This window comes from Arenicella sp. 4NH20-0111 (assembly GCF_040366405.1).
In the GTDB taxonomy this organism is placed as follows: Bacteria; Pseudomonadota; Gammaproteobacteria; order Arenicellales; family Arenicellaceae; genus Arenicella.
Map to the genome: position 1 here is coordinate 251475 of NZ_BAABWF010000007.1, position 14809 is coordinate 266283.

Genomic DNA, 14809 nt, shown 5'->3' on the forward strand with positions numbered 1-14809 from the left:
ATCAAAATACCAAAGCGCGCGATTCAATCAGCTAACTGCGGCTATCCGCCATTGCTTAACTTTTTCGCGTAAGCCTCAACACTAAAATCTCTGCCTAAGAAATCTCTTACCAACTCAGCCGCTGGTTTGGTGCCAGTCTTCGCCAACACCATATTGCGATAATCAGCGGCGGTCTTTTTATTTCTAAGTCCTTCTTTCTTAAACCTCGAGAGCAACTCTTCTGCAATCGAATTAGACCATTGGTACGTGTAGTACTTTGCGCCGTACCCACTTAGATGACCGAACGACGCATGCATGTGGGTTCCTTCATCATAGCCATACGGTGAGTAACGAGAGAATACATCTTTTTCAAATTCATCAAGATCGAGTCCCTCAGGGTTTTGATTATACAAATCAAAAGAAAGCGCGGTGTACGTTAATTGACCAGCGACGCCCAATGCCTGCCCAAAATAGCGAGCTTTGTTCATCTTTTCTACCAGCGATTTAGGTATCACTTCGCCCTCAGAGTTTGTCGCAAATTGCCTCAAGGTCTCATAATCCCATACCCACTCTTCAAGCATCGTGGATGGGGCTTCGCCAAAATCCGATTCACTTTGAAAGCGGCTATATCCGATTTCGTTTTGCCCAGCGAATATAAAATGCAATAGATGCCCATACTCGTGCAAGAAAGTCTCAACTTGCCCGTGCTCCATCAAGCCTTTCGGAAAGTTCATCAATAATGCGGCTTCAGGCAACGTCTCTCCCTGTTTACCCAGGTGCAGGCCAAACTGTGCCGCGTGAGTAAACTTCCCGTCTCGAGGATGCGAGTCTAGGAAGAATCGACCAATCAACCGCTTGTCCTCATACACTTCGTAAGCCTCAACACTAGCATGCCATCTATCCGCTGTTGAGGGTTTAATTTCAAGACCGAATAAGTCTTCCGAGAGGCGCAAAATGCCATCTCTCACTTTGTCATAATCAAAATACTCCCTGACCAACTTAGCGTCTAACTTATACTCTTTCTCTCGGACGATATTCGCCAAGTAAGAAGCATCCCAACTTCTAAGTTCAGTTGCGTCTCCATCGATAGCCTTCAACTGTTTAAAAAGCTGCGCCTTTTCCTTAGCCACAGGCTCTTTGATAGCGGAGCTTAGGCGGCTGGTAAACTCAACAACCTTACTCGGCTTTTTCACCATTGTTCCGAGCATATTGGTGACGGCAAAATTATCGTGCCCAAGTAATTGCGCCAATTCAAACCGTTTAGTGAGCAGCTTCTTAAGCACGGGCTGATTTTCCTCGACCGCTCGATTGCGGCTCATTTTAGAAACGTCCTTTCTTAGCTGAGCATCGTGGGCATACTTGCTAATCGGCGTTGTATCAGAATAGGCTGTTGTGATTGTCACAAGACCGTCCTCATCGACAGGGTGGCTACTCAAATAATCTTCCGGCAACCCCGCTAAACGAGCAGGATCGACTTTCATGGAGTTCACGGCTTGATTAATATTCTGAGAAAATGTGTTTCCAATTTCCGAAATTTCATCGTTCAAGGCCTTAATTTTCTCTCGAGTGGCTTCATCACGCCCAATACCCGATGCCTCAAACTGTTCTTTCCAGTACGCCGCCGTATACGCTTGGTCGGTAGGTAACATTTTTGTTTTAACCAATGACATACGATCGTACAGTTCGCGGTTAGCATTCAATGCATTAAGAGAAGCGAAGCCTTTTAAGGCGCAATCTGTACTCGCCTTACGTACAGCCTCATCCGTGTGCGCATTCTGCATAAGATAATCTAACAACAATTCGTCGACAAACTCAGTCATCCGATCATCAAACGGTACAAATACACTCTGATACGTGGCTTCAGATTTATCCGACACCAAACCATCAATACTCTTATCGAAATCGGCCAAATAGCCACTGCAATGGCTGGTGATTTGCTCCGGAGTTCGATCAAACTGGTTTTCAGCAAACAACACAGGACTCGACGACAGTAAGATACCCGACACAAATACCTTGCTACATAAATGAAATATTTTCATGGATAGAACCTATTAGAGTTGAAACAGAAGTGTGTGTGCAACAAAGTGTGTGCGCACACCGGTACGTCACTCAATTGTGATACACCTTATTAGATGCGCAAACACAAAAAAAGGATTCAAATTGATTTACTAAGCGTATCAGCACAACGCTTTATCATCGTTGAAATCGACCAACCTGTTGAACACTAGACTTAAGCGTCATCTGAGTCCGATTCCTGCCACACCATGTCCAGAGCTTGTTCTAGTCGTTCGATTCTCGCTTCAAGCTCCGCCACCTTGCTACTTTGAGATCGGCTGGTGGCTTTGGTAGGCTTGACAGCAATCTCACTTAAATCTGGCTCGCCTGCTAACAGATGAGTGTAACGTTCTTCACGCTGGCCAACCGCAACGGGAAGCTCCATCACTAAGGCTGGGGTTCGTGACATCAATTGAGATACTGATTCTTTGACCCTTTCAATCGATTCAAAGCCAACCATTTTCTCTGTCCGAGCTTTTATATCGCTTAACGTTAATGGCTCTCGCAGCATCAACATTGCGAGCACCGCCTGTTCTTCACGCGTCACTTTCAACATTCCAGGAGCACGGTGAGAAAACTTAACTATTCGCTCTCCATAATCGATGCTCGCGAAGCCCAATTCCTTGAGCTGTTGCATGGTACCCACCACTTTGCCTTCTTCCAAAGACATTACAGGCGATCTATTAGATTTCTGATTGCAGGCCAACGTCAGTGAATTTGGTGTCAATGGGTAATTTTTTGGGGTTGCCAGGTGCTTTTCCATTAAGCAAGCTAATACTCTCACTTGCTCTTTAGTCATCGGCTTATTGTTTACGTCGCTCATCATTTACTTAGGCAGTAATTTAAATACCCGAGCATAACAAGAAAAATACAATCTGGTTTCTTACTCTGACGGAAATACATCATCCAATCGATAAATGTTCACGCCATCACCGTCCGTCCGGCTTACCTGAACCATCTTTCTAGCGACCTCTGCTGCGTGAATTGGACGATACTTCGACAAGGCCGGAATTTTACACAGCAGAGGCAGCATGGCGCTGGCAATACGCTCACCTGCGCGAAACTCTTTGCGCTCGCCCAATAACAAAGACGGTTGAAAGATATTAAGAGTGTTGAAACCCAAGTCCCCAATTTTTTCTTCAAGCTCACCTTTCATTTGTAGGTAAGCGTTCTGACTTTCAGAGTTTGCTCCACTGGACGAAACCAAAAACAATTCGCTTACACCCTGGTTAAACGCTATTTGGGCGCATTGATACTGGAGATCCAGATCAACTTTCCTTTGAGCCGCTATCGAACCTGCTTTGTTGCGAGTGGTACCGAGACATGAAAAAAGGATGTCGCCCGCAAACCTGTTTCCATACTCATTTATAGTGTCAAAATTGAGTTGATAGACAACTAATTTATCAGAAGATAATGCTATGGGCCTCCGCGTAATTATGATTACCTTAGAAATATGCGGGGCATCAACAAGTTGTGCAACGAGATGACGCCCAACCAGGCCTGTAGCCCCAAGTACAATCGCGGTTTTAGTTTCCATGCGGCTTAAGTGGTTTTTCAGTTCTATTGGAAGGTTTTACGCCGTCTGTCAGTGGGCCATTTTCACGCTCCCACTTATCCAGTTGATCATAATAATAATCATAGATACACGGTACGCATCCACTCGCACAGCACTCGTTTGGGTCGGGCTTTTGAGGAGGATCACTACGGCTCTTTTCTTTAGTCATGAGAATTAACTGCGCCCTGCCCTGGCAATATGTTTGCGGGAGACATCAGCGTACTCGTTTCTTTAAGAGTTTGCCTTCAGCCCAATAACACAGCGCTCGCCATTGCTGTAAATCCTTATGCACGGTATTTTCCGGCATTTCAAAGATGCTTGTTCCCTCATTGGCCGCCGTCACGTAATTTTGAGAATTACGCAGTGAAGTCACTATCGGAACCTTCATCAGCTCAGAGAATTTCTCAAGCTCCTTAAATGACCGGTAGGCTTGATTGGTTCGGTTCGCCACAAAACCAATTTTGATACGTTTACACAGATCAGCTCGCATCATTGCCCGCACGTCGAAAATGAATTTAAATGCCGCACGATGATCAATAATAGAAGGGTTGATAGGCATCACAATCACGTCCGAACGATTAATTAGATCAGTCGTTAAACCGATATGTATTTGCGCGGGGCAATCATAAATAACGCGGCGAGTGTTGTACTCAGCCTCTTCAAAACGGGCTTCAATTGGTGCTGCTGTTACCGGACGACTCACTGCCCATTGATAACTGGAGCGTTGTTGATCAATATCAGCCAGCGTGACCGAAACGCCTTTGCTTGCATAGTAACCGGCTAAATTAGTCGCAATTGTTGTTTTCCCACAACCACCTTTGGGGTTAACGACCAAGATTGTTCTCATCTTCTGCCTCTAACCATATCAACATCATCCTTTACGGAGAGTAGAGAGAACAACAAGTCACCCTTAATTAACGCGAGCTTACAATCGTTCATGATCGACCTAACCGACCACACCAACGTCTTTCAACTGCTGCCGCAATTGTTCAACACGTTTTCGGTTTACCCCAAGATCTGAGTAACCTACGCGAGATTCAGAACGCACATCAATACGAGATCGATCCACGTCTAAGAACAGCTCCAAGTCATCGGTAAACCTGAAAAAACGGCTCTTATATTCCGCACGAAGATAATTGCCAGACTCTTCAGCGATGGTCACACCCGAGCTGTTCAAAATTACCTCTTTGACTTTATCCCAGGCGGAATCTTTGTTGGCACACAAGTCGAACGCCGCAACGTGATGGCTTTGCCTCTCATCACAACTGCTGACACAGTTAGGCTTACTGCCACACACTTTTAACGCATCGGAGCGCTTATCTTGATCAGAACTCATTTCTACTCCACAGTCGCGCTATTCTGGCTTGAGGTGGTTCAAACACAATAACGACAAAAAATCACATTAAATCTTTATAGTCTTCTACGCTGTACTCGATTTCAAAACTCAAGGCTACGTTATTGGCCTCACACACTTCAATATAATGGTTCAAGCGCTCTTCGATGCCAGTTGCTAACAGCAAAATTCGATAAAACAACTCACTGTATGGCTCGTGCTTATGGCTTTCGAGAACATCAATCAAGTCAGCATGCATTAAAAATAACGAGTCCCCCTGAATCACGGCCCCCAATTGCTTTCTACCGGGCATACGAACTACCGCATTATCGACAAGTTCAGAATAAATTTCGATGTCTTTTACGTCCATCTGCTCCTATGTTGACCCCTACCAAAAGATATTCATTTGAACATAAAGCCTATCACACCGTTTTACTCTAAGCATCACCTCACTCAGCATACAAAGTTGAGTTTAGAGTTGTCTAGGCAGTTTGTCTTATTTCGGATATCGACGTAACTAATCTATAGTATGAGGACAAAGCCAACTAGAAAGGACCGTCTATTGTGTCAATAAACAAACTTTTGATCTCAGTTTTCACGCTACTGATATTTCTCTTAGGAAGTTTATTTGGGGCACTAATGTGGCTATCTGACACTCGAGAAAAAATCGCAGCCACGGAACATAGACGATACGCGTCGTTCATTCTTGCCGATGAATTGCGACAAAGCTCAGATGACCTCACAAAAATGGCGAGACTCTACGTATCGACAGGAGAAGAGCAGTACGCTGACTACTTCGAGGAAATTGCGCAGGTTAGATCTGGAGCCACTGAACGACCGATTGATTATTCCTTGGTTTACTGGGATCTGGTCATTGGAGAAGGCGGTGAACGACCTCGCCCTGATGGCGGAATAGTCTCACTGAAAGATTTAATGATTCAACAGGGATTTTCATTATTGGAGTTCAGTAAACTGACCGAGGCGGAAAACCACTCCGACAAATTAGTACGTATGGAATTAATCGCGATTAATGCCGTTAAGGGTCGCTTTGAAGATGGCCGAGGCGGATTCTCACGAACCGGAAAGCCAAACCTAGAGCTCGCGCAAAGCATCATGTTTGGGAACGATTACCTCAAAGCGAAAGCCAGAATCATGCGACCGATTAATGATTTTTTCATATTACTCGACGCTCGAACCACTCAAGAAGTTGAGACCCTAAGGCACTTGGGGCATCGATTGATGATGGCCTCTCTTCTCATCAGTTTAGCGGCCTTAATACTTAGTATTACCTCCATATTCATCATGCGCCGAAAAATTCTAAAGCCGCTCAGTTTGGTATCACACGCAACCAAGAAGGTAGGCAATGGCAACTATGAACACCGGATAGATCACAAATCAGAAGACGAAGTAGGACAACTGGTAACCGCCTTCAACGATATGGTCACAAGCACTCGTGTTTCAGTTGAAAATTTGAATGCCAGCAACAAAGCACTTACCGAAAATCAAGAAGAGCTAGAGCGAGAAAAATTGCTGTCCGAAAACCTGTTATTAAACATACTGCCTTCGGTCATTGCGCAGAGGCTACGCAATGGAGAAACCACCATCGCTGATGAATTTCAAGAAGTCAGCGTAATGTTTGCTGATCTTGTAAAGTTTACCCAATTATCTGAACAGCTTGGCCCGCGTGAACTAGTCAGCCTGCTTAATGATATATTTGCACTGTTTGATCAACGCCTTGATGAATTTGGGTTGGAGAAGATAAAGACAATCGGAGATTGTTATATGGTGGTCTCAGGGATTCCCGAGCCAGTTGCAGACCATGCTCAAAGAATTGGCAGTTTTGCGCTCGCTGCCCGTGATGATTTCTCGCGGTTTGTCACAACACGTGGCCTTGATATCAATATCAGAATAGGTATTCACTCGGGTACTGCCGTGGCCGGCGTGGTTGGCACAAAGAAATTTGCCTACGACCTTTGGGGCGACGTAGTAAACGTGGCTAGCCGCATGGAGTCCAGTGGCACACCCGGAAAAATCCATGTGTCCGATGCTTTTAAGACTCGACTGCAGGACTCATATACCTTCGACTCGCAAGGGGAAATTGAGATCAAAGGCAAAGGAGCTATGCACACGCATTTCCTAAAAGGAACGCGCTACCAGCAACACGATTCTTAGCCAGCCAAAACAAGCACGAAGCCTAAAGTGAAAGCTCCTTAATAAACGCCTCTGCTTCAGCTATAGACAACTCCATGTCCTGAATTAGGGCAGATACATCCTGTTCAATCTCGACACTATTCTGTTTAAGAGAGCTAATAGCTTGCGTATTTAAGTTGTGCTTCAAAAAGAGTACTTGATCACGAAAAACGGCCAATACAGGTTCCGTTTTTTGCTCAGCCTTTCGCATGGAGGCAATCATTTTTTCAGCCTGAGCACGGGTTGTATCAAATTGAAGCTGCGCACGCTGCTTTATCGAAGCATCGTGGTATTGCGATAATTCATCACGCCACTCCTCCAGTAATCGATTACTGGCATCAACGACTCTGTCCACGCGAGAACGCACCTCTTGTGCGGCATCCTCACTGCTTTCAAAGGCGGCGTTTAAGGTAGTGTATTTTTTTTCCAAATCACCGCCATTGAAGCCAGTCACGGCCTTGAATTCTTCTAACGCTGACCTAAATTCTTTGGCTGTTTCCTGCTGTGCATCACTGGCTGCTTCGACTCGTGTAATTAAGACATCGCGTGGCTCTTTATAAAACGTATCAACGCTCGGAATTCCCCATTCAGCACCGATGCCATTTGGACTAAAGGTCTGATAGACGCTGAATAAGATGGCGGCGACCCCCAGCCAACGCTTCTTACCCTTTAAGACTTTACCGTTGAGCAGCAATGGAAGAAAACGCAATAATGAATTCATATGAAATAATTGAGTCGGACAGAATCAGTCGAAAATTTAACACGTTTTTGCCATCCTAAGAGCCCGTTTTTGTTAACATCTGTATCGATTTCAAGTTATCCGTAGACCAATATGAAAAACCTAGCCATTCTTTTCTTAGCTATTACTCTAAGCGCCTGTGGTGTCGCGCAGAAAGCTCAGTACTCCGCCCTAGAAAAAGTAGGTGTACATAAACGCGACATACTCGTTGATCGAATCGAAAAAACAACGGAAACTCAAGAAGAGACCAAAGAACAGTTCAAATCAGCTTACGAAGAACTCGCCGAGCTCATTAAAGTGGACGATAAAGGGCTTGAAAAGAAATACAAAAAGATGGCCAAGGCCGTCGAGAAAAGTGAGGAAAAAGCCGAAGAACTCGAACAAAGAATACAGTCTGTGGATAGCGTGGCTAACGCTTTATTCGACGAATGGCAAGAAGAGTTGAGCCAATATCAAAGTACCAGTTTGAGAAAAACCAGTGAAGCGAACCTCCTTACTACCAAAAAGCGCTACGCGAAAATTCATCGAACAATGACCGAATCTCATGCAAAGGTTGAACCCGTCCTTAAGGTCCTGCAGGACAACACCCTGTACCTGAAACACAATTTGAACGCGCGAGCAGTGACCAGCCTCTCTAACGAAGTGATTGTTATCGAAGACAAAGTCAAAAACCTGATTCAGCAAATGGAAGCGTCGATTAATGAATCAAAGACTTTCGTCTCGGCAATGCAAAATAAATAACCTAAGGTTGCTTGGCTATCGTTACTAACTAATCGTTAAAAAAACACTAACCTTTAACAAACCTCGGTAGCGATAAGAAATATAGTGCGTTTCGTTTCAGTTCAGCCAAAAAGAAACCGAGCCTGAAGACAAATGAAAACATCGCAATTGTTCAATCATCAAGCAAAAGACTGATCTGAGATAAAGAAACCTTTTTCGCTGACAACACTGGCGTTACCTTGGGCTTTAATTTCCATTTAATCCTCGGGCAAGTACCGTTTGGTATTTCTGGATCAAGATCTAGATAACTCTCATAAAAATATATCCTCACACTTCCATTGAAGCCGTTATTGCATACATGGGTGTTTTTTTCATCCCAGTTTTTAATAGCCCAATTCCTTACTTGTACTCCTCTAGGGTGATACCACAACGCCCTTGTCGAGGGAACCATCAATAGACTCGGACCAACGTTGTCAAAAAAACTATCAGGGGCAATACCTTTGACTCCATGATGGGGGACCTTAAGAATATCGGCTTGATATTCAGGGTTATGGGCGAGTTTAGAGCCAAGATTATTATTCAAATCACCAGTAAATAAACTCCTGTACCCACCTGCATCCCAAGCCATTTGAATGGAATAATCATTCACATCTTTTTGCCTTTCTTTCTTTGCATCCAAGACAAAAAGCCTAGAATTCGGCAAATTAAGAGTAAAGCCTTTGTTAACGTCTATAATTTGTGTGCCATTAGCTTTGTAAGAGTCAAGTAATTTATTGAAAATCTCGGGTTTATAATTAAAATCAGATACGTCCTTTGGCAGCCCATTATGATAGATATTTCTAACTGAAATTCCCGCTAATGCTAAGGACTCCAGACCACCGTAATGATCTGTATGAGGGTGTGAAATGAAAAGGTGCTCGATAACATCTATTCCCTTATTAGACAAATATGGAATAAGAGTATTTTGAGCCACTCTTGCTTCTCCCACATCAATAAGCGTATAGACAGAGTTATCTTCAAGCAAATGACAATCGCCCTGTGTAATGGTATTGCAATTAATCATATGCCAGACTGGTGCAGATTTGGCGGATAGAGAGCCGACATAAAACACACTAATCGACATAAAAATTACTTTAAAGGCTCGATAAAACAAGGTCGAAAATAAAATGTCTTTGAAAAGGATATTGGGTTGGCTGATTATATAAGACGTTTTTGCGTTAGTCGATTTAAACTGAGAATGAGTCAAAAACCTCCCCTTCACAGCACGCCATGGCCTCTGCAATGAACCAGAAAAGATGTCAACATTAGGCTAAAGCTGTCAAGGCAATTAATTTCCACATAACGTTTAAAGCGCGCCAAGTATTGGCGAAGACTGTATTGCTAAAAAGAGCAACCTAATAGTAGGGCCCGCTAATAATTCTACCCAATTTAGAGCCTCGTTAAGTGACTCTAAATAAGCGGCTTATGCCAAAAGTGCATACAAGGGCAATAAGCAGACAGCTTCACTTAATACACTACCCCGAGATTTTGGTGTCTTTCTATTGGCGATAAATCCTTGTTTCGTATTAGCTTAGATCACGTCACTTACTACAAAATGGTTATAGTGTTGTAAGTCACATTCCATACCATTTAAGTAAAGATAGAAACCTACTAAAACGATATAATGGAAACGCACTTTTTATATGGAAAACATCATGAATATTAAATCCCTACTCATCATTCCCGTTGTTGTTCTAACCTGGCACGACGATTGATAGCTTACGTCTTTGAACTTACAATGCCTTGGTTATAGTGTAGTAAATAATTGATGATCTCGTCTTTTATAGCCCAGTTAAAATATGGGCACGTATTGAGTATTGTTGATGCATGTATTTTTCAATCCAAATTTATGTTTATGCTAAAAGCCTAAATAGGCTTAAGTTCATTCTGGAGTATGTAATGGAACGTTTCAGGTTAAATCAGTTAACTCTTTTCTGCATTGTGTCTTTGATTAGTATTTTGTCTATTTCTATAGCTTACGCTGATGAAACGCATTCTAACCTTAGCTTCTTAAAAAGACTTCATCTGGAACACGAAAAGAAATACCAAGTTCTAGTAGAGAAGATTAAATCAATGACTCAAGACGAATATGACGCATACAAGGTGGATCGAATTAACCTTTCATACAACACAGATGCTGAGGTTTTAGAAAATCGAATTCTCATCGAAGTAACAGATGAGTTAAGACAACCTCAGGGGTTTTTTGCTAAACTTCTCTCATCAAATGTAGACAAGGAAGATATTGGAATAAATAAAGTTAAAGAAATTTTAAGTGATAAGCTTAAATCAAAAGGCGGACCTGCTAGGTTCAATTCGAATAGAAAACTAAGTTTTCTGTCTCATATCGAAAGCCCTTCATCTGACATGGAATATCAAGAAATATCGGTGGGACTAACCCAAAGTGAAGTACTTCAGTTAGCAAAAGAAGAATCTATTTTAGATGTTTTCCCACTATCAAGTTCTAGCAAATCAGGAGCTACACTTATATCCATCTACTCTCCAAAAGGTAGAATATTGCCACAAAAAAAAGGATTAGTTGTCGAAAAAGAAGTTCTAAAAAAAGGTTGGTATGCGGAGCTGATCAGCAAGTTTCAAGAGCAAGACGAAATACTAGTGAGAGTTGATTTTTCATGGTCGGATGATTTTTATAAACGAAGGCCGTTCAATAATGAATGGGTCGTCATGCACAACAATATGGCAAACGACTTCTTATCTTCGTGGGAGAAATATAAGTTTAAGACTATTTCAGTAAAAGCAGCTTATGCCACGATAAAAACCACTCAAAGTCATGTAGAAGAAATGTATAAAGACAATCGTGTTAGCCTTTTAAGCACTGGGTCCGTACTATAGACGGCTAATTACAATGAAAAAGTATTTCGTTATTTTAGCGACGCTTTGTGTCTGCTTAGAGCTTCATGCGGCCAATATTTATGTGATTGATAGCGGTTTGGAAGAAGACTATGCAAATCAATTGCGCAAATCAGGGCGATTATTCAAAGAAAGCTGCTACTCGGTATTTGGAGATGACAAGGAGCCTCGCCAAACTGACACAAACAACTCTACTCATAGCCTCGTTTGGTTCTATTCATATGCTTCGCTCTGTAATAGCAAAGGCGCTATAGGATATACCAACGTTTCTCACGCTCTGGGTACTAGTGTCTTAAGGAATTCGGATTTGCCTGCAGCCAAGAAACGTAGCGATGGTCTCATTGAACCTTTAATTGTGGAAACTCTCCCTCACCAAACGGTGATAGCGGGGATTATTACAGATCTAACTTCACCCAATGTTAAACAGTGGCATGCTCACGATCAATCGATTCTGGGCATCAATAACTTCTTTGAACCAGATTATGTTGCAGCTACCTCAGTAAAAATAACCGGCTCCCCTGTTTTAGTTGCTGATGCACTTGAAGATCTATCTACAGGAAATGTTCCTAGAAGTGATATCAAAGTCGTTAGCCTAAGCCATATCATCAAGCCTAACCCGCTACAACCGGATAAGATTGATAGAAGGTATACAGCTCCCTGCGATGCTCACCCTCATGTAAATAGTGGGGTTCTTAGACGTTACGCTGAATCTATCAAGAGACTGAATCAAGAAGGAATATTGGTGTTCGCTGGTACAGACAATAATGCAGGGGCTGACTATCCTACAAATAATGGAAACCGCGAGTTAGATAATGGCCAATTGCCTTTTCCTGCATGTCTTTCTACGACAATAGCTATTGCGGGATTAAATAATGAAAACGTAGCTCAAGGAGCAATTAGCGGACAAATCGACTTTGCTGATAATTATTATGCTCGCCATCCGGTCACAGGTGGGCTTACGCGTGGTACCTCCTTCGCTACCCCCAAAATCGCAGCATATGCTGTAGAACTAATTTCAAGAAACCCACATAGATCTAGGAATGAAGTTCTAAACGCCCTCAGATCAACATCTTCTCGAATCCAAGGAAATCGACGATATCAAGGCGGTACTGTTATCGTTCGTTATGAATTATTTAAGCCCGACTTTGACGACGCTCAGGATCTTCTTGAGGATAAATTATGGAGACGATGGCTAGGCCTTGAGGTCGATCTAGTTGACGAGGAAAAGTACGGCTGGAACTACGGCACGAGTGAGCATGAAAACGGCCTTCTTTCCTACTTTAGTGTTACAGAGTTTTCAGGTCTGTTTAATCAAGAAAAAGAAAGGTCAATTTTTAAAACTCAGGATCGAGTCGCGCGATTTTCGTTTAACCCATTCGATATAGATGACCGAGACGAATTAGCAGTCTTTGTGAATGACAAACCATATGGCTTCGTAGATACCACCCCATCTAACCAGCTAGGTGTAAAGCAAACCGTCTGTATCGATGCCGCTGATTTACTTGAATTTGAAGTTAATACGGTTAAATTACGATTGAAGAGAAGTGGTGAAACATGGGGTATTACGGGGCTTAAAATTGAAGAAGGCATCAGAGACGCAAGCTGCCTTAAGGTCAGCCAAACCTTCCCCCCGCTGCCAGACAATGATGATCGGTTAGTTGGCAGCAATGACGCGTTTGGTAATGGCTATGAAAAGGACAAAACTTCAAGTGTGCCGTTTGAGTTTTCCTTGGCCACGTCAGTTGCTCCGACGCCAAGCACGTACTCAGGCAATACCGTACAGCGTGATCTGCGAGTCAGTTTCACCACACGTTCGGGAGACACAGCGGCCACCGACAATAGCACCTATGTGAGGGTGAATGGAAAACTGGTTTTACAAACCGAAAACTATTATGGTTCAGAAGAACGGTCTTACGAGTTCATTGTTAATCGAAATGACTTAATCGGCGGTAACAATGTCGTTGAATTTTCTCCACGCGATACCAGCACCAATGCGGTGTGGGGCATTCGAGGCATTTCTATTGAGTACTTAGAGCCCATTGACCTTACCATCGGCACCAACATGCCGACTCGTTTTGGGTACCAACAAACGCCGAGCCGATACACAGGTCTAAGAGCCAATTTCACGCTAGCCTCCGTCCAAAATGACTACGGCTTGAGTGTGCGAGGCTGGGGTGTTGATCGAAACGACGAAACTCAAGTGTTCGTCAATGGAACACTGCTCGGAGCGCTTGATGCGGGCTTAGTTACGTCATTAGGCACGAATAAAACCTTTCAAATTCCGCAGACCTTACTAAAAGAAGGGCTGAACCAAATCGAGTTTGTTCAACGAACACCGAGCTCTACGTGGCAAGGCGAACTGTTTGAGCAATGGGGGGTGCAAGATCTTCTTCTCGAAGTCTCAAGACCTGATTTAACCTCATCAGGGGTTAGGTTGAACGATCGCATTCTCACAGCCAATCAGCCATTCTCTGTCAGCGCCAGCCTCAGCAATATTGGGGCGGGGTCATCAGCCGCGAGCACGGCGAGATTTTATGTATCCAATGATGAAGCCATCACGGCCAGTGATCAACTGCTAAACAGCTTTACCATAGGCAGTATAGCGCCCTATTCAACGGCCACACTCACTCGATCATTGTCGTCAAGTTTGGTGAATCAAGGGAAATATATAGGAGTGTGTTTAACACCAGTCGCAAATGAAGTGAGTGTGACCAATAACTGTTCCTTGGGCAGCCCACTTGAAAGCCACAGAGCCTCCAACAAAGCAGCGGCGGTGTCTTCGGCCATAAACATGTTGATGCTGCGCCGATCGGAAAGCAAGTCTACCTTCAGCACCTCATTTGACGGTTGGAAACGGCCACTGTGTACTAACTATGAGCAAAAGCGATTGCTCAGTGGCCCCGGCACACCAGGAAGTATCGTGGTTCGAGAGAAGCTGGATACCTCGGTTCAACCGGATGCAGCTTGTAACCCGCAGGTAACCCGAGGGCTTGAAGTCGCTCATTACAAGGATTTTGATAATGAAGATGATGTTTTTAAGGTCAGTGGTTGGACCCGCGCACGAAGTGATTACGTTGGACTAAGCAAGGTAACGCATCGCTGCATCACGGTATTGAACGCGACGAGCTTACAGATTTTGAAAGGTTTTTGCGTTAATTATCCAAACAGTAAAGATTCTGGTTGGCGGCAGTTCGAGCATGATTTTTCGCCTTATGTTAAGGGTGTTAAAAAAGTGCGCCTGCAAATTGGTACCTGGGATTCTTGGGCACGAAACTGGCGACAGCAAATCTTTATTGACGACATTGTTGTGACCCATTAGTTAAGCATGATT

At 43.5% G+C, this 14809-nt stretch carries 13 protein-coding genes; 4 read left to right on the forward strand and 9 right to left on the reverse strand.

The annotated features are described in order from the left end of the window. Positions 1 to 41: 41 nt before the first annotated feature. From ABWW54_RS15215 to ABWW54_RS15245, 7 genes are all read right to left on the reverse strand, one after another. Positions 42 to 2018: a M3 family metallopeptidase gene (locus ABWW54_RS15215; protein WP_353413459.1), complete on the reverse strand. Its 1977-nt coding sequence runs from the start codon at positions 2016 to 2018 to the stop codon at positions 42 to 44. Positions 2019 to 2209: 191 nt separating this feature from the next. Beyond that, the gene (locus ABWW54_RS15220; protein WP_353413461.1) at positions 2210 to 2860 is read right to left on the reverse strand and encodes a DUF480 domain-containing protein; all 651 of its coding nucleotides are present in this window, start codon (positions 2858 to 2860) and stop codon (positions 2210 to 2212) included. Between the two features lie 57 nt (positions 2861 to 2917). Next, entirely contained in the window at positions 2918 to 3571 is a 654-nt protein-coding gene (locus ABWW54_RS15225) for an NAD(P)H-binding protein (RefSeq protein ID WP_353413463.1), read from the reverse strand. Then, a complete protein-coding gene (locus ABWW54_RS15230; protein ID WP_353413464.1) occupies positions 3561 to 3758 on the reverse strand; it encodes an oxidoreductase-like domain-containing protein in 198 nt (65 codons plus the stop codon). The genes ABWW54_RS15225 and ABWW54_RS15230 overlap by 11 nt, the downstream gene beginning before the upstream one ends. Positions 3759 to 3803: 45 nt before the next feature. Continuing rightward, the gene (locus ABWW54_RS15235) at positions 3804 to 4436 is read right to left on the reverse strand and encodes a ParA family protein (RefSeq protein WP_353413466.1); all 633 of its coding nucleotides are present in this window, start codon (positions 4434 to 4436) and stop codon (positions 3804 to 3806) included. 99 nt (positions 4437 to 4535) lie between these two features. Beyond that, positions 4536 to 4925 (reverse strand): DUF1499 domain-containing protein, encoded by a 390-nt coding sequence (locus ABWW54_RS15240; protein WP_353413468.1) that lies wholly within the window; start codon positions 4923 to 4925, stop codon positions 4536 to 4538. A 61-nt stretch (positions 4926 to 4986) separates the two neighbouring features. Beyond that, on the reverse strand, positions 4987 to 5292 hold the full coding sequence (locus ABWW54_RS15245; protein WP_353413470.1) for a DUF6959 family protein: 306 nt from the start codon (positions 5290 to 5292) through the stop codon (positions 4987 to 4989). 269 nt (positions 5293 to 5561) lie between these two features. Here ABWW54_RS15245 and ABWW54_RS15250 point away from each other — a divergent pair, with 269 nt between their 5' ends. Then, positions 5562 to 7094: an adenylate/guanylate cyclase domain-containing protein gene (locus tag ABWW54_RS15250; protein WP_353413472.1), complete on the forward strand. Its 1533-nt coding sequence runs from the start codon at positions 5562 to 5564 to the stop codon at positions 7092 to 7094. A gap of 22 nt (positions 7095 to 7116) precedes the next feature. Here the strand turns inward: ABWW54_RS15250 and ABWW54_RS15255 are convergent, their stop codons facing one another. Further along, complete coding sequence (locus tag ABWW54_RS15255; protein ID WP_353413474.1) at positions 7117 to 7833, reverse strand: DUF2959 family protein; 717 nt, start codon at positions 7831 to 7833, stop codon at positions 7117 to 7119. 111 nt (positions 7834 to 7944) lie between these two features. Between ABWW54_RS15255 and ABWW54_RS15260 the strand changes: the two genes are divergently transcribed. Further along, positions 7945 to 8592, forward strand: coding sequence for a DUF2959 family protein (locus ABWW54_RS15260; protein WP_353413476.1), 648 nt, complete (start codon positions 7945 to 7947; stop codon positions 8590 to 8592). A 151-nt stretch (positions 8593 to 8743) separates the two neighbouring features. Here the strand turns inward: ABWW54_RS15260 and ABWW54_RS15265 are convergent, their stop codons facing one another. After that, on the reverse strand, positions 8744 to 9817 hold the full coding sequence (locus ABWW54_RS15265; RefSeq protein ID WP_353413478.1) for a ComEC/Rec2 family competence protein: 1074 nt from the start codon (positions 9815 to 9817) through the stop codon (positions 8744 to 8746). Positions 9818 to 10509: 692 nt separating this feature from the next. Between ABWW54_RS15265 and ABWW54_RS15270 the strand changes: the two genes are divergently transcribed. Then, positions 10510 to 11460: a hypothetical protein gene (locus ABWW54_RS15270; protein WP_353413480.1), complete on the forward strand. Its 951-nt coding sequence runs from the start codon at positions 10510 to 10512 to the stop codon at positions 11458 to 11460. A gap of 13 nt (positions 11461 to 11473) precedes the next feature. Further along, positions 11474 to 14797: a hypothetical protein gene (locus ABWW54_RS15275; RefSeq protein ID WP_353413482.1), complete on the forward strand. Its 3324-nt coding sequence runs from the start codon at positions 11474 to 11476 to the stop codon at positions 14795 to 14797. Positions 14798 to 14809: the final 12 nt, after the last annotated feature.